This window comes from Jatrophihabitans sp. (genome assembly GCA_036389035.1).
In the GTDB taxonomy this organism is placed as follows: domain Bacteria; phylum Actinomycetota; class Actinomycetes; order Mycobacteriales; family Jatrophihabitantaceae; genus Jatrophihabitans_A.
Map to the genome: position 1 here is coordinate 57,075 of DASVQQ010000018.1, position 20,073 is coordinate 77,147.

The 20,073-nt window shown below is 70.2% G+C and carries 14 protein-coding genes; 4 read left to right on the forward strand and 10 right to left on the reverse strand.

Features of this window, described 5'->3' with window-relative positions:
• Positions 1–17 precede the first annotated feature (17 nt).
• The 6 genes from VF557_12515 to VF557_12540 all read right to left on the reverse strand — a co-directional run bounded on the left by VF557_12515 (position 18) and on the right by VF557_12540 (position 10,530).
• Complete coding sequence (locus tag VF557_12515) at positions 18–1,328, reverse strand: hypothetical protein (protein HEX8081027.1); 1,311 nt, start codon at positions 1,326–1,328, stop codon at positions 18–20.
• A 2-nt stretch (positions 1,329–1,330) separates the two neighbouring features.
• Positions 1,331–2,284 carry a glycosyltransferase family 2 protein gene (locus VF557_12520; GenBank protein HEX8081028.1) on the reverse strand — a complete coding sequence of 318 codons (954 nt, stop codon included), beginning with the start codon at positions 2,282–2,284 and terminating at the stop codon, positions 1,331–1,333.
• Entirely contained in the window at positions 2,275–3,192 is a 918-nt protein-coding gene (locus VF557_12525; GenBank protein HEX8081029.1) for a glycoside hydrolase family 16 protein, read from the reverse strand. The genes VF557_12520 and VF557_12525 overlap by 10 nt, the downstream gene beginning before the upstream one ends.
• A 96-nt stretch (positions 3,193–3,288) precedes the next feature.
• Positions 3,289–4,782 (reverse strand): family 16 glycosylhydrolase, encoded by a 1,494-nt coding sequence (locus VF557_12530; GenBank protein ID HEX8081030.1) that lies wholly within the window; start codon positions 4,780–4,782, stop codon positions 3,289–3,291.
• Between the two features lie 439 nt (positions 4,783–5,221).
• Entirely contained in the window at positions 5,222–8,875 is a 3,654-nt protein-coding gene (locus VF557_12535) for an Ig-like domain-containing protein (protein ID HEX8081031.1), read from the reverse strand.
• Between the two features lie 137 nt (positions 8,876–9,012).
• On the reverse strand, positions 9,013–10,530 hold the full coding sequence (locus VF557_12540; protein ID HEX8081032.1) for a sugar transferase: 1,518 nt from the start codon (positions 10,528–10,530) through the stop codon (positions 9,013–9,015).
• Positions 10,531–11,025: 495 nt separating this feature from the next.
• Between VF557_12540 and ppc the strand changes: the two genes are divergently transcribed.
• The 3 genes from ppc to VF557_12555 all read left to right on the forward strand — a co-directional run bounded on the left by ppc (position 11,026) and on the right by VF557_12555 (position 15,940).
• On the forward strand, positions 11,026–13,866 hold the full coding sequence (gene ppc, locus VF557_12545; GenBank protein HEX8081033.1) for a phosphoenolpyruvate carboxylase: 2,841 nt from the start codon (positions 11,026–11,028) through the stop codon (positions 13,864–13,866).
• A 75-nt stretch (positions 13,867–13,941) separates the two neighbouring features.
• A complete protein-coding gene (locus VF557_12550) occupies positions 13,942–15,426 on the forward strand; it encodes an AlkA N-terminal domain-containing protein (protein HEX8081034.1) in 1,485 nt (494 codons plus the stop codon).
• A gap of 10 nt (positions 15,427–15,436) precedes the next feature.
• Positions 15,437–15,940: a methylated-DNA--[protein]-cysteine S-methyltransferase gene (locus tag VF557_12555; GenBank protein HEX8081035.1), complete on the forward strand. Its 504-nt coding sequence runs from the start codon at positions 15,437–15,439 to the stop codon at positions 15,938–15,940.
• Between the two features lie 45 nt (positions 15,941–15,985).
• On the opposite strand, the gene VF557_12560 is transcribed toward VF557_12555, so the two are convergent.
• The 4 genes from VF557_12560 to VF557_12575 all read right to left on the reverse strand — a co-directional run bounded on the left by VF557_12560 (position 15,986) and on the right by VF557_12575 (position 18,750).
• Entirely contained in the window at positions 15,986–16,246 is a 261-nt protein-coding gene (locus VF557_12560) for a hypothetical protein (protein HEX8081036.1), read from the reverse strand.
• A 79-nt stretch (positions 16,247–16,325) separates the two neighbouring features.
• Positions 16,326–17,351, reverse strand: coding sequence for a L,D-transpeptidase family protein (locus VF557_12565; protein HEX8081037.1), 1,026 nt, complete (start codon positions 17,349–17,351; stop codon positions 16,326–16,328).
• Positions 17,352–17,442: 91 nt separating this feature from the next.
• Positions 17,443–18,015 carry an aminoacyl-tRNA hydrolase gene (pth, locus tag VF557_12570; protein HEX8081038.1) on the reverse strand — a complete coding sequence of 191 codons (573 nt, stop codon included), beginning with the start codon at positions 18,013–18,015 and terminating at the stop codon, positions 17,443–17,445.
• Between the two features lie 51 nt (positions 18,016–18,066).
• On the reverse strand, positions 18,067–18,750 hold the full coding sequence (locus VF557_12575) for a 50S ribosomal protein L25/general stress protein Ctc (GenBank protein ID HEX8081039.1): 684 nt from the start codon (positions 18,748–18,750) through the stop codon (positions 18,067–18,069).
• 360 nt (positions 18,751–19,110) lie between these two features.
• On the opposite strand from VF557_12575, the gene VF557_12580 reads away from it, so the two are divergent.
• Positions 19,111–20,040, forward strand: a complete 930-nt coding sequence (locus VF557_12580) for a 4-(cytidine 5'-diphospho)-2-C-methyl-D-erythritol kinase (GenBank protein HEX8081040.1) — start codon at positions 19,111–19,113, stop codon at positions 20,038–20,040.
• The last annotated feature ends 33 nt before the right edge of the window (positions 20,041–20,073 follow it).

Here is a 20,073-nt window from a genome sequence, read left to right on the forward strand (position 1 = left end):
AGCAGAGTCAAGCCGGGTCAGGACCGGGCGGCCAGCAGCTCCGGCGCGGGCTGCGCGAGGCCCGGCGGGCGGCTCGGCGCGCTGGTGGCGGCCACCTCACCCCGGCGGGTCCGCAGCGCCAGCGCTGCCGCGGTCATCACCACCGTCAGCTGGATGCCGTCATAGCCGTAGTAGAAGAAGGTGGCGAAGGCGACGAACAGCGTCGCGTGCACCCACAGGTCGGCCTGGCCGCGCGCTCGCCAGCTCTGCAGCACGACCACGGCGAACCAGCCCAGAAAGAAGGCCAGCGCCACGAAGCCGTAGCTGAACATGACGTTCCACACCTGGCCCTGGGTGCCGATGGACACGTCCAACGTCGGGGATGGCTGTGGCGCGCCGTGGCCGAAGACCGGCGAGTCCAGCGTCCCGTCGAAGGCCTCCCGGTAGATGGTCTGCCGGCCCAGGTTGGTGCGGCTGTAGTGCAGCCGCTCCTGCAATCGGGCCAGCACGCCGGCCGACACCGCCACGACCAGGCCCACCGAGGCGCCGCCCAGCACCACCGACAGCGGCACCAGCCGGCCGCGCAGGGCCAGCCGGAGCGAGGCGTAGGCCAGCACCAGGCCCAGGGCCAGGAACATCCCCCGGTTCAGGGTGGCGAACGCCGGCACACAGGCCGCAGCCAGCAGCGCCGCGATCGCCAGCCGGGCGCCCAGCCGCCGGAACGTCATGATCGCGGCGACCATCAGCGGCACCAGCAGCGCGACGTTGCACCCCCAGCTGTTGGTGTAGGGAAACGGCGCGCTCGGACGGTAGAAGGTGCGAGGTGAGCCGTAGGGCCGTTGCACCTCGGCGAAGGTCGGGTGCACCAGGCTGCGGACGTACTCGTTGCTGCCGATGCTCGAGGGCAGCAGCGACTGCATCAGGGTCGAGAAGTTCCCGCGCGGCACCAGCACCCCGAGGTAGCCGCCGATGACGACGAAGGCGAACAGCAGCACCAGGGCCCGCAGCACGACGCGGTTGTTCAGCCGGTCCCGGCCGTTGTAGATGTAGAGAAAGACGATGCTGGAGCCGATGTAGTTGCCCATCCGGACGCCGGAGCCGATCAGGCGCGGTCCGGAGTTCAGCATGAGCGCGGCCACGCACGCCCAGACCACGAAGCCGATCCACAACCAGAACACCGGCGGCATCTCGACGTTCCTGCGCTGCACCAGCAGCAGGAACATCGGGATCGCGATGATCATCACCGCGAACGCGCCCATGCCCAGCAGCCACCAGATCGGAAAACCGGCGAACAGCGCGTACACCGGCCAGGCCGGCAGTTGCCGGACGCCGGTGAGTGGCCTGCTCATGCTCAGATCCCGCGACCGAACCGGCGGGCGGTGGCCAGCACTCGGTCGGCGCTGACCAGCCGGCTGGCCACCACCAGCGCCGCGTAGCTCTGCCGGGCGCGGCGCGACTTGCGCAGTGATCGCAGCGCCCACTTCGCCGCCGCGGCCCGATTGCCCAGCGCCGCATGGGAGAACGCGATCTGGCCTTCGATCCGGGCCAGGCCCTTGGGGTCCTGCGCGAACTCCGGCACCCGGTCGAGCAGGTAGACCAGGGCGTCGTTGATGGTCTGCCAGCGGCTGGCGAAGAAGGACGAGTCGTGCAGGTACACCCGGGACTGGGGTTCCTCGACGCAGACGATCGGACCCTGCCGGGCCGCTCGTAGCAGCAGCTCGTAGTCCTCGGCGTAGCTGCCTGGCAGCTCCTCGTCGACCAGGCCGATCTCGCCGAGCAGCTCGGCGCGAGGGATCAGGTAGGTGGAGGCGTTGGCCTCGATGTGCCGGTCGTTGAGCAGGTCGGTGAACGTCAGGGCCGGCAGCTCGGCCAGCCGGGGGATGTCCTTGCCGCGGTAGTGATAGACGAAACCCGACGCCGCGGCGCTGGCCTCGGGGTGCTTGCGCAGCAGGTCGACCTGGGCCCGCAGCTTGCCGGGCAGCCACTCGTCATCGTCGTCGCAGGAGCCCACCAGCTCACCGGAGGCGGCGAGGTAGCCGGTGTTGCGGTTGCCCGCCAGCCCCTTGGTCCGGTTGTTCACCAGCACCTGCACCGTGCGGCCGGCGCTCAGGCGGACCTCCGGCATGACCGGCTCGGTGCCGTCATAGACCACCAGGCACTCGATCTCGCCCGGATAGTCCTGATCGATCACCGACTGGACGGCGCGAACCAGCAGTTGCGGGCGGTTCATGGTGGGGACCACCGCGGTGACCAGGGGCCACACCGCCGCTTCGCCCCGCCAGCCGGACGTGCTCGTCAGCGCCATTGGTACACCTTCACCCAGTCCACCACCATGTCAGCCGGAAGTTCGGTATCGGAGTTCGGGCTGCCGGGCCAGCGGCCGCCCACCGCGAGATTGAGCCTGAGGAAGAACTCGCCCGCGAAGGCCTCGTCTATCCAGGGTGCGCTGCTCCGGTTGCGTTCGAAAGTCAGTTGCCCGTCGATGTACCACCGCATCACGCCGGACTGCCATTCCGCGGCGTAGGTGTGAAATCCGCCGGCCGGACCACCCTTGACCGGGGCGGAGTAGGACTGCTTGGTGAAGGTGCCCTTTCCGTCGTACCAGAGCGTGTGATGCACCGAGCCGGCTTCAGGATCCTGGCTGTCCCCGGTGCCGATCGCCTCCATGATGTCGAGCTCGCCGTCCCCGGAGCCGTTGGCCGGACGCATCCAGAACGCGGGCCACAGGCCCTTGGACTTGCCGGCGGCCAGCGGCAGCTTGGCCCTGACCTCGAACCGGCCCTGATGCCAGGCGGCCTTGCCTTTGGTGCTCAGCATCGCCGAGGTGTAAGAACGGCCGCCCGGAAAGCGGGAGTCCTTGTCGCCGCAGATCACCGGAGGGTTCTCCCGGGCGGCTCGCAGGGTGAGCATGCCGCCGGCCACCTCCACGTTCTTCGAACGGCTCATCAGGCAGGCCAGCTCCAGGTTGCCCTCTCCGAAGGTGGACTCGTCTTCGGCGTCCCACTTGGAGCGGTCGAGGGTGGAGCCGTTGAAGTCATCGGACCAGACCAGCTGCCAGTCGGGTTTGGGTTCCTGACGAAACATCGACGCCGCGGTCACCGTGGTGGCCAGCACGAGCGCGGCCAGCCCGGCCACCGCCAGCCGCCAGCGGCCGTTCCTGCGTTCGGGTGCCTCGGGAGCGCTGTCGTGCTGTGCCGATCTCAGGTCATCCATCACATTCTTCTGCCCCCGTGGGCCCGGCCCTTGGATCTGCGGACCGGGACCACGAAAGCATATGTCACAAGCTAGATCGCTGTTAGCTCCGGCTCGCTAGCCGAGCTGGTAAACCCGCACGTAGTCGATCACGAAGTCGCTCTGGCCGAGGGGCGCGCCCTTGACGGGCAGCCCGTACCAGTTCGGCATGCTGCCGCCGACCTGCAGGTTGAGCCGGATGTTCATCGGCTCGTTGAAGCTCGAGTCGAGCCAGGTGAGCTGGGACTGGGTCTTGTGGAAGACCAGCCGGCCGTCGACGTACCACTTCATGTAGCCGGGCTGGCGCTCCACCGAGTAGGTGTGCCAGGTGCTGGTGTCGCCGCTGGGCAGGGTGTCCTCGTGTCCGGCCTTGGCCAGGTCGCCGTTGGTGGACTGGTGGACCGTCTGCACGGTCTGGTTCACCCGGCCGCCGACGGCCTCCATGATGTCGAGCTCACCGAGGGTGGTGTTGTTGCGCAGCCAGAAGGCCGGCCACATCCCCTGGGCGGTGGGCAGCTTGGCGCGCATCTCGAAGCGGCCGTACTTCCAGGATCCCCGCCCGATGGTGTCGAGGTAGCCGGAGGTGTACTGCCGGGTCGTGCTGCCGACGGTGTAGCTCTCGTTGATCGCCCGCAGCGTCAAGGCGCCGTTGCTGACGAAGACGTTGGACGCCCGTGAGGTGACGATCGACTCTTCGTTGCGCGCCCAGGAGTTGTTGCGGACGTTCCACTTGACGCGGTCGATGGTGTTGAAGTCATCGTTGAAGACCAGCCGGTAGCCAGTGGGAGCCGGGGCCGAGGTGGTCGGCGCGGGAGCCGGGGCCGAGGTGGTCGGCGCAGGGGCCGGGGCCGAGGTGGTCGGCGCGGGGGCCGGGGCCGAGGTGGTCGGAGCGGGAGCCGGGGCCGAGGTGGTCGGAGCCGGAGCCGGGGCCGAGGTGGTCGGCGCGGGCACCGGCTTCTTCACCGGGGCCGGCTGGGTCGGCAGGGTCAGCAGGGTCAGGCTGGGCTGGCTGATCAGCAGGCTCTTACCCCGGGGCAGCGACCAGGCGAGGATGTTGAAGTCGATGGTGCTCTGGTTGGCCTTGGCGGTGTAGTTGGCAGTGACCTTCACCCAGCCGGTGGTGCGCAGCCAGGCGCTGGTGCGCTTCTCACCGCGGTACAGCAGTCGCTGGTACTCCATCATGCGGCCCGCGGCGGTGAGGCCGGGCGCGTCGGTCCTGATCCAGGCGCTGGCCTGGTAGGTCGCACCGGCCACGGTGGCGCGCACGGTGTTCACCTTGTCGTTGAGCGCCAGGGTGAGGGGGGCGGCGGTCTGGTTGCGCAGCCGGATCGCCCGGTGTCCGTCGTGGCCGGGCACGACGGCCAGCGAGCCACCCGAGCGGGTGTACCACCCGGTCGTGCCGGTGCTGAACGTCGAGTTGGCGACCAGGTTGACGGTGGCGGCGCCGGCCACCGCGGTGGTCGAGGACAGGTTCAGCGCGGTCACCGCGCCGGCACCGACCAGAGCGACCAGCGACGCGCCGACCCAGGACCTTGTCTTTGCGCTTCTGCGCGCTGCGTGGTGGCGGTGCATGATTACTCCTAGTAGTCGGTTATCCGCAATATCGTCAGCGTGACCTTTCAGTTAAGTGGTTACGGTACGTAATTTTTACAGAGACCTAATGGCCTCAATAAACCCTCAAAAAACAGACAAGAACTAGTACTTATGGGGCCTGATGATGTACTGACCGTAGCGATGCTGTCCTTGTACCAGATGGATGGGCGACTGGGGCGCGTATGCGCCAGCTGGTGCAGCGACCAGTTACTTACAGTGATGTAACTTACCTGTTAAGTACTGTCGGAGGAGGCTCGCGGCGGGTGCGACTCAGCCTCATCCGTCCTCAGAACGCGCCGAAGCCCCTCCTGGGATCAGGAGGGGCTTCGGTCACTCGGTCATCGCTGGGCAACGGCGTGGCGCAGGGCCACGCGGATGCGCAGGCGCCGCTAACGGCGCTGCCAGGTTCGGCTGGTCGCTACTGGCCGTCCCGGATGGCCAGGTCGTCGAAGGAGACCGACTTGACACCGACGTTGGTGCCACCGCGCACCACCGACAGGAACAGCTGCCCGGCGGCCGTGACGCTGGTGTCGGTAGCGGTGGACTCCCAGGCGATCGGCTCGGCCGTGCCGTCGGACCAGATCTTGAACTGGATGGTCGAACCGCTCACCCGCAGCCGCAGCCACTGCTTGCCAGTGGTCACCGCCTGAGCGCCGACCACCGACTGCACGGTGCTGGTGATGCTGTTGACGTTCTTCTGCACCGTCACCGTGCCCGAGTTCGACTGCAACTGCAGGCCGTACCCGTTGCGCGGCCGGTAGGCGTTCTGCCAGCCGCCCGAGCCCCGCAGGTACACGCTGAGGTAGCTCAGCGCGGTGTTCGAGGACCAGGTGTAGGAGGTCAGCAACTCGCTGTCCGCCTGGACTGCCAGGCCGGTCAGCTGGGCCCTGCTGTACGCCCCGGACACATCGGTCACCTCGAGCCGGCCGGCGTCGGCCTGCAGGGTGGCGCTGCCGGTGCCGGCGCCGGTCGTCCAGGACGGCGCCCAGGGCGCGCCGTCGACGCCGGCGAAGGCGTCGGTGAACAGCGGGGCGCTCTCGGACAGCGTGGTCACCGACACCGAAGCGCTCTCGGGGCCGACGTTGCCCGCCGCGTCCACCGCCCGGACGGTGTAGCTGTAGGTGGCCCCCGGAGTCAGGCCGGTGTCGCTCCAGCTCAGTCCGGCGCTCTGGCCGACCTGCACGCCGTCGCGCAGCACCTGGTAGCCGGTCACGCCGCGGTCATCGGTGGCCGCCGCCCAGCTCAGCGTCGCCGACGTGGTGGTCACCCCGTTGCTGCTCGGCGTGCCCGGCGCGCTCGGCGCGGTGGTGTCAGCCGGCACGGTCACCGTCACCGTCGCCGAGGTCCCGGTGTTGCCCACGCCGTCGCGGGCCCGCGCCTGCAGGGTGTGGCTGCCGGCCGCGGTGGCCGACCAGGTGAAGCTGTACGGAGCGCCCGAGTCCGAGGCGAGGAGGGTGCCGTCCACCAGCAGGTCCACCGCGGCGACCGTCTGGTCATCCGTGGCGGTCGCGGTCACCGTGACCTGGCCGTACACCGAGGCGCCGTTGGCCGGGCTGGTGATGGCGGCGGTCGGCGCGACGGTGTCGGGACCCTGCACGCTCAGCTTGTTCGAGGTGGCCGACCGGTTGCCGCCGGTGTCGACAGCGCGCACCCAGTAGTCGGCGGGCACCGAGCCGGTGGTGTCGACGTAGGACAGGCTGTTGGTGGAGACGATCACCCGGTCATCGCGCAGCACCTCGTAGCGAACCGAGCCGGCGTTGTCTCCTGCGGCGTTCCAGGCCAGCTTGAGCCCGGTCGGGTCGGTGCTGGAGCGCAGGTTGGTCGGCGTGGTCGGCGCGGTGGTGTCGCGCTGGCAGAACTTGCCGAAGCCGCCGAGCCACTGGTAGCCGGTGCCGTGGTAGGAGCCCCGGGTGAAGTCACCGCCGAACCACATGCAGCCGTTGGAGTCAGGAGTCAGCTCCCAGCCGCCGATGCCGGAGCGGGTGCCCAGCGCGCTCGGGTAGAAGTCGGGCAGGTACTCACCGGTCACCCTGTCCCAGGCCGCGATGTACCTGATGTTGTGCACGTCCTTGGCGGTGGTGATCGTGGTGGCGTCGTAGTTCAGGGTGTCGGAGTAGTTGTAGTTGCCGCAGTGACAGCTGGCATAGACCACGCCGTCGTGGACCCCGATGGTCTGGAAGTCACCGCCGGACCTGGTGATGTGCGACCTCTTCAACGCGAAGTTGCCCCGGTCGTACTGGCTCAGGACGTGCTGTGAGCCGCCCACCCAGACGTTGCCACCGTCCTCTTTGACGGCCTGCTGGTAGGTGTTGGTGCCGGAGCCGATGCTCGGCTGGAACGGCGCCAGGCCGGTGACCGAGGCGGCGCCGGTGGCGGTGCTGATGACCCCGTGGTTCGGCGAGGCCACCCCGTTGACGTTGTTGAAGTAGCCGGCGAAGTAGACCCGGTCGCCCTGGGCGCTGGCGTCGAGCTCGACGATCGAGCCGTCGAAGTGCGGCTTCCAGGCGCCGTCAGGCCTACCGTCGGTGGCCCGAAGCCGGGCGGCGCGGGCTACCGTGACCGGGCCGGTGAGCGGCACCCCACCGGTGACCCGGTTGAACCGGCCGCCGATGTAGAGGTAGCCGTCCTGGTAGTCGATGGCCTTGACCTGGAAGGCGACGTTGGTGTCGGTGGTGACGTAGTCGACCTTCGCGGTCCAGCCGGCCACCGTCGCGCCGGTGATCGGGTCGAGCTGGGTGAGGCCGTTGACGCCGAAGGCGCCGTTGACCGTGGTGAACTCGCCGCCGACCACCAGCTTTCCGTCAGGGGTGGCCTGCAGGTCCCAGACCATGCCGTTCAGCTGGGGCCGGAAGCTGGACAGCCACTCGCCGGTGTTGACGTTGAAGCCGGCCAACCAGGGCTGGGCGATGTTGTCGGCAGCTGCCGGGGTGGCGCCTTTCTGAACCCGCTGGAAGCCGCCGCCGACGTACATGACGTCGCCGATCTGAGCGAACGACTCGACCTCCATGTTCAGCTCGCTGACCGCGCCGAGGATGCCGGTGACACCCCACGGGGTGTTGAGCGAGGTCGTCGAGGAGGCCAGCGGGCGCACCGTGCTGGCCGGCAGCCCCTCGGCCGGGATCGGCTGGAAGCCGGCCGTGGTCAGCTTGGGACGGATGAACACCTGGGTGAACGGCAGCGCCGACTTCTCAGTGGTGTACTGCCACAGGTAGCTGGTGGTGTTGTTCTGGCCCGCGATCTGGTTGCCGTAGGACCAGCCCATCTTGTAGTTGTGGGTGGAGGACTCGCTGGTGGTCAGCCGCAGCAGGCCCTGCTCCTTGCTCTCGCTGGCCCACGAGTGGGTGCCGCCCGCCCCGTAGTTGGTTCCGTTGACCTTCATGTTGGAGAACAGCACGCCGCCCCCGAACGCCCAGCTCCAGTCGGAACGGTCGGAGGCCGCGATCCGCATCTCCTGGTAGGTGGTCCCGTTGAGGTCGGTGGCCCGGCGGACCCTGATGCCGTCGGTCAGGGCGTCGACCCGGCCGCCGCCCAGCAATCCCTGCACGGTGGCCGCGGGCAGCGCCGCGGGAGCGAACGCGCCGGTGCCGGTCGGGGTGTTGCGCAGCGTTGCGACGCTGCCCTGGCCGCCGTGGGCCCAGGTCCAGCCCTCCCGGCCGCGCCCGACCAGCACCCAGCCGCCGCCGTCGGTGGTCATGTCGCAGTAGAACTGCTCCGGCGCGATGAGCTGGGTGGTCTGGAGCCAGTAGACGCCGTTGGCGCTGGCGGGCTTGAGCTGCTTGATGGACCAGCACGACGGCGCGGCCAGCGAGGACTGCGATCCGTCCAGCGCTGAGGCCGGGGTGGCCGCGGCGGCCGCGGGGGCGTCGGCGAGGCCGCCGGCGAGCACGCCGGTGGCCAGCACCACGGTGCCCAGCAGGGCGCGGGCGCGCCGGGACAGCGAGCCGGACCGGGCCTGGACGTTGCCACTGCTGAGCATGTATTCCCCAACCTGAAAGGCCGCGATGACTGCGGTCTCGCTGACAATCAGGCTGACCGGCGCCAGCGGCGGCCAGATCAGCCTCGCGCTACTCATGGACTCAGAGGCGCTAGTAAAATCCGTGCTAAGAACTGCCTCAAGGCTAGCCGACGGCACGCGTGCTGTAAAGCTGGAATGAATTGATAATAGCCTTATTTTGCAAGGCTAAACCACGGTTACCGAGCGTTACGGGCTCAGTACGCTCCGGAGCCGGCTGCTACAGCCCGTGCCGTCTTCCAGAGGATGAACAGGTCCTCGCCGAGGGACCAGTTCTCGACGTAGCGCAGGTCCAGCTGGACCGACTCGTCCCAGCTCAGGTCACTGCGCCCGCTGACCTGCCAGAGCCCGGTCAGGCCCGGCTTGACCAGCAGCCGGCGGTGCACGTGGTCCTCGTAGCGCGCGACCTCCAGCGGCAGCGGCGGGCGGGGGCCGACCAGGGACATCGTGCCGAGCAGCACGTTGATCAGCTGCGGCAGCTCGTCCAGGGAGTACTTGCGCAGGAACTTGCCGACCCGGGTGATCCTGGGGTCCTCTTTCATCTTGAACAGCACGCCGTCGCCGTGGTCGCTCTGCTCCCGCAGGCTGGCCAGCCGCTCCTCGGCGTCGGCGTACATCGACCGGAACTTCAGCATCACGAAGGTGCTGCCGGCCCGGCCCACCCGAACCTGGCGGAACAGCGCGGGCCCGGAGCTGGTCAGCCGGACCGCCAGCGCCAGCGCCAGGAACAGCGGGGCGAGCAGCAACAGCGCCACACCCGCCATGCTGCGGTCGAAGGCGCCCTTGAGCACCCGGCGGAAGCCGGTGAACTTCGGCTCCTCCACGTGCAGCAGCGGCAACCCGGCCACCGGCACGATGTGCAGCCGCGGGCCGGCCACCTCGGTCAGCCCGGGTGAGACCACCAGGTCGGTCGAGCTGCCCTCCAGCTGCCAGGACACCCAGCGGAGCTTCTCGGGCCCGACCGCGCCGGAGGACACCACGGCCACCGTGTCGGCGCCACTGAGCCGCACCGCGCTGACGATCGAGTCGACGTCTCCGAGCAGTGGCACCTCGGCCTCGCCCAGGGTGTCGATGGTCCGCATGTCGGCGATCGCCTCGGACGGAACGCAGGCGCCGACCACTCGCAAGCCCGCGTGCAGGTCCCGGCGCAGCACCTCGGTGAAACTGCTGATGGCCTCGGCGTCACCGACCAGCAGCACGTACTTCATCGCCCGGCCGCGGGCGCGCTGGGCGTGCAGCCACTTGCGGGCGGCGTAGCGAGCCATCAGGTTCAGGCACAGCGCCAGCGGCAGGGCCAGCAGCACGAAGCCGCGAGCCAGCTGGGCATTGGTCACGAAGGAGGCGAACGCGATCAGCGCGGTCAGGTGCAGGAAGGCGCGGAAGATCTTCTGGAACTCGGCGGCGCCGACTCCGACGAGCCGCCCTCCGTAACCGTGGTTGACCGCGATCAGGGCGATCCAGCCCAGCGGCAGCACGACGGCCGCCAGCACGTTCAACGGCGCGGAGGCACTCGCGCCGAACCGCAGCAGGTAGGCGATCGCGATGGCGACCCAGGCGGCAGCCAGGTCGGTGACGACCAGGCCGCGCTGGTACTTGCCGAGCCAGCGGGAGCGGCGCAGGACGCCGGAGTCCTCGGGAGCCGGCTCGGTCGCGCCGGCATCGGTCCAGCCCGCGATCACCGGCGGCTGCGGGCTCTCGGAGAGGGTGGTGCTCACCTGGGCACGGTCCTGGCCGGGGCGGTCCTGGCCGGCTACCGGGGCAAGCGCCGACGGCGTTGCACCGGCAACCGCCAGCCGGCCTCGAGCTGAGGAGTCGTCATCGTCCTCAGCCACGGCCCCTAGGTCCGAAGTGAACATCTGTCCCCCGTTTGCGGCAGGCGGTCCGAACCACCTGCGAATCCCCCATGCGCCACCGGAGTCTGTTGTCCGGGTGACTCCTCGACTACGCATAAGACGCATACCGGGGGTCGCTCGATACCTGCCGTCGTCCCCCGATCGACGCCTGTAACCTCACGTTTATAGTCCGTGAAGTGGGCGTTTGGGAAGCGCTAAATTCGTCAAAAGTTTATGCATTTTTATCCTATCGGCAATAGTTGTGCTCACGGTAATCAGGTGTCTGCGGACAGTTACCGTAAGCCTCGCAGATTGCCCTTCACCGGCAGGTGACCGTCCGTCGGGTCATTCGGAGCGACGATGGGTAAGGATTGGGGGGTGACCACGCGCACCGCCTTCGACTTTCCTTCCCACATCCGGACGACCGACGACGACACACCCCTGCGCCGGGACGTCCGGCGGGTCGGCCAGCTGCTGGGCGACTCGCTGGTCCGCCAGCACGGCCCGGCCCTGCTCGAACTGGTGGAGCGGGTCCGGGCGCTGACCAAGCAGAGCAAGGAGGCAGCCCGGATCGAGGATCGCAACGCGGCTCGCGACGAGGTCCGGTCACTGCTCGCCGGGCTGCCGGTCGAGACCGCCTCGGCTCTGGTGCGGGCGTTCTCGGCCTACTTCCACCTGGCCAACGTCGCCGAACAGGTGCACCGGGTGCGCAGCCTGCGGGACCGGCCGGCCGAGCAGGGCTGGTTGGCCAGCGCGGTGGCCGCGGTCGCGGCCAAGTCCGGGCCCACGGGGCTGAGCCAGGCGGTGCACGCGCTGGCCGTGCGTCCGGTGTTCACCGCGCACCCGACCGAGGCCAGCCGCCGGTCCATCCTGAGCAAGCTACGCCGGCTGGCCGACGTGCTGGCCGACCCGACCGAGCCCGGCACCGGCGCGCGGGAGCGCCAGGACCGCAACCTGGCCGAGATCATCGATCTGATCTGGCAGACCGACGAGCTGCGCCGGCACCAGCCCACCCCGGTGGACGAGGCCCGCAACGCGGTGTACTACCTGCAGGAGCTGATCGATGAGACGGTGCCTGATTTCACCAGTGACCTGGCCGCCGAGCTGGCCCGCCACGGCGCCGAGCTGGACACCGACGCCCGGCCGCTGACCTTCGGGTCCTGGATAGGCGGTGACCGGGACGGCAACCCCAACGTCACCGCGGCGGTCACCAACGAGGTGCTGCGGCTGCAGCATCACGTGGCCGCCCGTTCGGCGCTGGCCGAGATCGACGCGCTGATCGGCGAGCTGTCCTCTTCCAGCTCGATCGTCGGGGTGTCGCCGGAGCTGCTGTCCTCGATCGACACCGACCTGGCCAACCTGCCCGAACTGGACCCCCGGGTCCGGGTGGTGAACGAGACCGAGCCGTACCGGCTCAAGCTGTCCTGCATCCGGCACAAGATCGTCAACACCCGGCAGCGGATCGACGCCGGCAGCCGGCACGTGCCCGGCCGTGACTACCTCGGCCGGGCGGAGTTGCTGGCCGAGCTCCGGTTGATCGCCGCCTCGCTGCGGCAGAACTCCGGCGGCCTGATCGCCGACGGCCTGCTCGCCCGGGTCCAGCGCACCATCTCGATCTTCGGGCTGCACCTGGCCACCCTGGACATCCGCGAGCACGCCGATGCCCACCACCACGCGGTCGGCCAGCTCATCGACCGGCTCAAGGAGGAGCACTGGCTCTACGCCGACCTGCCGCGCGACTACCGCCGCCGGCTGCTGTCCAAGGAGCTGGCCTCCCGCCGGCCACTGGCTCAGACCCCGCCGCCGCTGGACCCGGCCGGCGCCAAGACCTTCGCCGTCTTCACCGAGATCCGCCAGGCGCTGGACACCTACGGCGTCGAGGTGATCGAGAGTTACATCGTGTCGATGACGATGGGCGCCGATGACGTGCTGGCCGCCGTGGTGCTGGCCCGCGAGGCCGGCCTGGTCGACCTGCACGGCACCGGGAGGGAGGAGTCCGACGGCGGCCAGCGGCCGGTGGCCCGGATCGGCTTCGTGCCGCTGCTGGAGACCGTCGAGGAGCTGCGCCACAGCGGTGAGGTGCTCGACGAGCTGCTCTCGGATCCGACCTACCGGCTGATCGTCCGGCTTCGCGGTGACGTGCAGGAGGTGATGCTGGGCTATTCCGACTCCAACAAGGACGCCGGCATCACCACCTCCCAGTGGGAGATCCACAAGGCCCAGCGCACGCTGCGCGACGTCGCGGCCCGGCACGGGGTGCGGCTGCGGCTCTTCCACGGCCGCGGCGGGACCGTCGGCCGCGGCGGCGGCCCCACCTACGACTCGATCCTGGCCCAGCCCTGGGGGGTGCTGGCCGGCGAGATCAAGTTCACCGAGCAGGGCGAGGTGATCAGCGACAAGTACTCCCTTCCCGAACTTGCCAGGGAGAACCTGGAACTGACCGTGGCCGCGGTGCTGCGGGCCTCGACGCTGCACCTGGCGCCGCGCCAGCGGCCCGACCAGCTGCAGACCTGGGACCACACCATGGAGCTGGTCAGCGAGGCGGCCTTCACCACCTACCGCAGGTTCGTCGATGACCCGGGCCTGCCCGCCTACTTCCTCGCCTCCACGCCGGTCGAGCAGCTCGGCTCGCTCAACATCGGCTCCCGACCGGCCCGGCGGCCCGACTCGGGTGGCGGCATCTCGGGCCTGCGCGCGATTCCCTGGGTGTTCGGCTGGACCCAGTCCCGCCAGATCGTGCCGGGCTGGTTCGGAGTCGGCTCCGGGCTCCGCGCGGCTCGCGAGGCCGGCCTGGCGGAGGCGCTGGCAGACATGCACGCCAACTGGCACTTCTTCCGGACCTTCATCTCCAACGTCGAGATGACGCTGTCCAAGACGGACCTGGAGGTCGCCTCGCACTACGTCTCGACCCTGGTGCCGGCCGAGCTGCGCCGGCTGTTCGAGCTGGTCAAGGCCGAGCACGAGCTCACCGTCGATGAGGTGCTGCGGGTCACCGGGGAGCAGTTCCTGCTCGATGACCAGCCCTTGCTGCAGCGGACGCTGAGCGTGCGGGACGCCTATCTGGACCCGATCTCCTACGCCCAGGTCGACCTGCTGTCCCGGGTCCGCTCCGGTGAGGACGGCACGCCGGCCGGCGGCCAGGACGCCGCCGAGCAGCTGCGCCGGGCGCTGCTGCTCACCATGAACGGCGTCGCGGCCGGCCTGCGCAACACCGGCTGAGCCCGGGACCGGGCCGGAAAACGCCATGTCCGAAAACCGCCAGTCAGATGGCCGGAGGCGCGGCAGACTGGTGCCGTGCCGATCGACGAGGACGCCGCCTACCGCGCGGTGCGCAGCCGGGACGCCCGCTTCGACGGGACGTTCTACACCGGTGTGCGGACCACCGGGATCTACTGCCGGCCGTCCTGCTCGGCCCGCACGCCGCACCGGCGCAACGTCGGCTTCTACCCCAGCTCGGCGGCCGCCCAGCGGGCCGGCTTCCGGGCCTGCAAGATGTGCCGGCCCGACGCCACCCCGGGCTCGGCGGACTCGAACAGCCGGGCCGACCTGGCCGGCCGCGCGGTGCGGCTGATCGCCGACGGGGTGATAGACCGCGACGGGGTCGCCGGGCTGGCCCGCGAGCTGGGCTACTCAGAACGCCAGCTCAGCCGCGCCCTGGTGGCCGCGCTGGGAGCGCCGCCGCTGGCGCTGGCCCGGGCCCAGCGCGCCCAGACCGCGCGCATCCTGCTGGAGAACACCGACCTGGCGGCATCGGAGATCGCCTTCGCGGCCGGCTTCGCCAGCATCCGGCAGTTCAACGACACCATCCGAGAGGTCTTCGCCAGCACCCCCAGCCAGTTGCGGGCCACCCGTATCGGGCCGCGCGGGGAGCCCGGGGCGATCGAGCTGCGGCTGGCCTACCGCGCCCCGATGGATGCCGCGGCCACCTTGGGCTTCCTGGCCGGCCGGGCGGTCAGCGGGCTGGAGAGCTACGACGGCAGCACCCTGAGCAGGACGCTGCGGCTGCCGCACGGGGCCGGCCTGGTGTCGCTCACCCCCGCCACCGGCTACGTCGCCGCCCGGCTGCGGCTGGTCGACCACCGGGATCTGGCCGCCGCGGTGGCCCGGGTCCGGCGGCTGCTGGACCTCGACGCCGACCCGCAGGCGGTGGACGAGGTGCTGGCCGGCCAACCCGCGCTGACCGGCCTGGTCACCCGGCGGCCGGGACTGCGCTCACCGGGCGCCGTGGACGGTTTCGAGATGGCCGTCCGGGCGGTCATCGGCCAGCAGGTGTCGGTGGCCAGCGCGCGCACCGTGCTCAGCCGGCTGGTGGCCGAACATGGTGCGCCGGCCTTCGACTCCAGCCCGGACTGGCGGCTGTTCCCCGAGCCCGCGGTGATCGCGGGCCTGGACCCGGCGTCGTTGCCGATGCCCCGGACCCGCGGTCGCACCCTGGTCGGGCTGGCAGCCGCGATGGCCGACGGGAGCCTGGTGCTGGGCGCCGGCTCGGATCGGACCGAGACCCGGGCGGCGCTGTTGCGGCTGCCCGGCATCGGCCCGTGGACCGCGGACTACCTGCTGATCCGCGCGCTCGGCGACCCGGACGTCTACCTGGGCTCGGACCTCGGTGTCCGGCAGGCCCGGGCCCGCCTGACCGGTGCGCTCGACCCGGTCGCCACCGCGCCCTGGCGCAGCTACCTGACACATCACCTGTGGGCCAGCCTGCAGGACGTCCACCCGCTTCCAGCGGACCAAACACCCCTATCGCACAAGGACTTCCAGCTAAGTTCCCACCTATGAAGGACGGCACATGATTTCCAGCCAGGTCACTTCCAGCTACGTCGTGCACAGCTATGTCGACTCACCGCTGGGCCCGCTGCTGCTGACCGGCGACGGCCGGGCGCTCACCGGCCTGTACACCGACCAGCACGGCCGCAAGCCCACCGACCTCGGCGAGCGGGACGACGCCGAGTTCGCTCAGGCCCGCGCCCAGCTCGAGGAGTACTTCGCCGGTCAGCGCGATGACTTCGACCTGCCGCTGAACCCCCGCGGCACCGCCTTCCAGCGCGCGGTGTGGCAGGCGCTGCGCCAGATCCGCTACGGCTCCACGCTGACCTACCGCGAGGTCGCCGAGGAGGTCGGCAACCCCAAGGCGGTCCGGGCGGTCGGCTCGGCCAACAGCCGCAACCCGATCTCGATCATCGTTCCGTGCCACCGGGTGGTGGGCAGCGACGGCAAGCTGATCGGCTACGCCGGCGGCTTCTCCGCCAAGCGCTGGCTGCTCGATCACGAGCTGCGGACCGCCCGGGTCTAGCCAGGCTGCTCAGCCGGGCAGGAAGGAACTGACCGGCTCGGCTAGCTAGGGGCAGGTGACCCAGCTGGTGGTGGTGTAACGCGAGGTCTCGCCCCACCAGAACGCTTCGCCGCACGGTCCGGCGTGGGCGTACTGGCCGATCACCTCGCCCGACCTGCTGCCGTAGTGGTAGCTGGTCACCTGGTATTGGGTATACGGATCAGGGATCGGGCCTGCCGAGGCCGTGCCGGCCGGCGACACCGTCAGAGTGCTGACGGCGATGGCGGCCAGCACCAGCGATCGGGCGAGAGGGGTGCGACGTGTCATGGCTTGCTCCAGCTGATTCACCCCGTATGTCCAGGATGGGCAGCGTAGCGCGAGACGCCGGTCTCGGATAGCGGCTTTCTCAGCCGACGGTGACCGTCCGACAGCCGATCCGCGGGTTGCCGGTCCCCAGCCGCAGGTTCAGCGCGTAGACGCAGACGGTGTGGGCGCCACGGGCCACGCTGCCCACCGTGATCGCGAAGCCCTGGTTGGGGCCGGCCCGCAACGCGGCGGCCACGTCCGGCCGGGCCACCCCGGTGCTGAACCGGCCCCGCATCCGGCCGTCAATATAGACGTCGAGTTTCACCGGATAGGTCGGCAGGTCAGGGTCGACGGCCCAGCCGGTGGCCCGGACGCTGCCCCGGCCACCGGTCGCCGAGTCCAGGTAGCCCTTTGGGTTGTGCAGCGCCGCGGCGGCGTTGGCCTTGGTGATGATGCTGGTGGCCTGGCTGCCCACGCCGATCGAGATCACCGGATTCGCGGCGGGGTTCAACCAGCGCATGATCGAGTCCAGCGAGGCCGATGAGACCGCCACGCAGCCCGCGGTCGGCCGGCCGTTGTCGATGTGCAGGAAGAAGGCCGAGCCGGCGCCGGGCACCACCGGGAAGCGGTTGTAGTCGATCACGACGGCGTGGGCGTACACCGGGCCCATGGTGTAGAGGTTCTCACTCGCCCCGCCGGGCGAATAGGACTGCACCACATGGGTGTTGTAGACCGGTGAGTAGACGTTGCCGTTCCACCAGTCGTTCCGACCGGCCTGGAAGTAAGGCAGCTTGGTGCCGTTGTTGGGCTGGTTGCCGAAGGCCTGGGTGAGGCCGAACACGCCGGCCGGCGTCCGTCCCAGGCCCTCGCGGGTCTGCCCGACGCCGCTGCGGCCGACATAGGCGGTGACCGGGCCGGCCGCGCGCCAGAAACCGCCGAGGCTGGAACGCTGCCACAGCTCCAGCCGCGCGGTGGTGGACGTGGAACTCGCGGCCTGCACCGTGATGACCTGGTTCGGCTGGCCGGCCGCCTCGGCGGGACGGGCCAGCGGCGGCGCCGCGACGCTCACCACGGTGGCGGCCAGGCCGCTCAGCACGGCGGTCAGCACTGCGAGGCTGGCTCTCATCGCTCTCCTTTGCGGGCGTCCCCTTCGGGCACGCCTTCGACCATCCCCGTCCAACGGTTGCGGCGTGGACGCTAGCGCACGGGGCGGCCGCTCAGGAGTTGAACTCGTTCTGGGCCGCTTCCAGCCCTTTGCCGATCAGCGTCTCGACCGCGTCGGCGGCCCGGTCGATCAGGAACCCGAGCTCCTTGCGCTCGGCCGCGGCCCACTCGCGCAGCACGTAGTCAGCCGGATCCTGGCGTCCGGGCGGCCGGCCGATCCCGAAGCGGACCCGCAGGTACTCCTTGGACCCCAGAGCCGAGCTGGCGGACTTCAGTCCGTTGTGGCCGCCCTCGCCGCCGCCGCGCTTGAGCCGCAGGCCGCCGAAGGGCAGGTCGAGCTCGTCGTGGATCACGACCATTCGAGTGACGTCGACCTTGTAGAACCGGCTGATCGCCACGATCGGACCGCCGGACTCGTTCATGTAGGACTTCGGCTTGGCCAGCACCACGGCCTGCCCGGCCAGCCGGCCCTCGACGACATCGGCCCGGCCCTTGTGGGCCTTGAAGGACCCGCCGATCCGGGCGGCCAGCTCGTCGGCCACCAGAAAGCCGGCGTTGTGCCGGGTGACGGCATAGCGAGGGCCCGGGTTGCCGAGCCCGACGATGAGAAAGCGCTCGTCAGTCATGGCAGTCCCGGGCCCCTAGCTGAAACCAGTGCCGCCGGTGGGCGGCAGGCGTTACTCCTTGTCCGAGGTCTCGTCGTCCTTGGCTTCCTCGGCAGCCTCTTCGGCAGCCGCGGCCACGTCGGCGTCGGAGGGCTCCTCGACGATGCCCAGGTCGGCGATCGCCTCGGCGGTGTCGGCCTCGATGTCCTCGGCGGTCGGCGCGGTGCTGACGTTGAGCAGCAGCGTCTCGGCGTCGGTCACCAGCGTCGAGCCGGCCGGCAGCTTGAGGTCGCCGGCGGTGATGTGCGCGCCCGTGTCCAGGCCCTCGACCGAGACCTCGATCTCGGTGGGCAGGTGGGTGGCCTCGGCCTCGACCTGGACCGTGGTGTGCTCCTGGCCCAGCATGGCGCCGGGGGCGACGTCGCCGACGACCACCAGCGGAACGTCGATGGTGACCCGCTCACCCCGGCGGACGGCGATCAGGTCGACGTGCTCGTAGTCGCCCCGGATCGGGTGCCGCTGGACGGCCTTGGGAATGGTGAGCTGGTCCTTGCCGTCCAGGGTCAGGGTCAGCAGCACGTTGCCGCCGCCCCGCTTGATCGCCTGGGCGAACTCGCGGGCCGGCAACGACACGTGCCGGGGGTCGGCGCCGTGGCCGTAGATGACGGCAGGGATCTTGCCGGAACGACGGGTACGGCGAGCGCCACCCTTGCCGAACTCGGTACGTACTTCGGCGGCCAAACGGACTTCAGACACGGGGGCGCTCCTGTTGCATCAGTTCGTACATGAGTTATCGCTTAGTGAATCGTGCCGAGCGTGAGACGGCGGTCATAATGCGTAGTCGATCGCGGTGTTGCCACAGCGCGGCTGTCGTTCCGTTCCGCGATCGAGCATCGCGGTCACAACAGGTCAACAACACAGCGCCGGCAAGCACCGCGTCGATAACGGGGCTCACCAGGACGGTCGGGACAGCTGACCGGTTCTGCGGGCTCCCTCGCCGAGGCAACCCTGCAATCCTACAAGGCAGTTGAGCCACCGAGGAAATCGGGTGGCCCCGCGCCCGACGCCGGCCCGCGTGGTGATCGGGACGTCACGGCGCGCACTAGCATCGCAGCCGTGTCCCAGACTGCCGAGCGGGTGAGCGTCCGGGTTCCCGCCAAGATCAACCTTCAGCTGGCGGTGGGGCCGCTGGGCGCCGACGGCTTCCACCAGATCGGCACGGTGTTCCACGCGCTGGAGCTGACCGACCAGCTGAGCGCCGCGCCCGCCGAGTCGCTGACCCTGACGCTGACCGGCGCCGAGAGCGCCGGGCTGCCCACCGACCAGCGCAACCTGGCCTGGCGGGCGGCGAGCCTGCTGGCCGAACACGGCGGCGTCCCGGCCCACGCCGAGCTCGTGATCGACAAGCGGATTCCGGTCGCCGCCGGCCTGGCCGGTGGCTCGGCCGACGCCGCCGCCGCGCTGCTGGCCTGCGACCGGCTCTGGGGACTGGGGCTGCCGGCCGGCGAGCTGGCCGGACTGGCGGCCCAGCTGGGCAGCGACGTGGCCTTCGCCCTGCTCGGTGGTTCGGCGGTGGGCTCCGGACGCGGCGAGCGGCTGCGCCCGATCCAGGGCGGGCGGGAGTTCCACTGGGTGCTGGCGGTGGCCCACGGCGGGCTGTCCACGCCGGCGGTCTATGCCGAGCTGGATCGCCGGCGCGGCTCTGACCAGGCCGGGGCCGCCGGCGACCCGGTCGCGGCGGTCACTGCCAGCGGAGTGCTGGAGGCCGTGGCCAGCGGAGATCCCGGGCTGCTGGCCGGCCGGCTGGCCAATGACCTGCAACCGGCCGCGATCGCGCTGGCGCCCTACCTGGCCGCCACCCTGGCTGCCGGGCAGGACTGCGGCGCGCTGGCCGGCATCGTCTCCGGCTCGGGGCCGACCTGCGCGTTCCTGGCTCGTGATGAGGCGCACGCCCGGACGCTGGCCCGGGCGCTGGCCGGCACCGGCAGCTGCCGGCAGGCCCTGGCGGTGGCCGGCGGCAACGCCCGAGCGACGGTGTCGGGCTGATGGCGGTGTCGGGCTGATGGCGGTGTCGGGCTG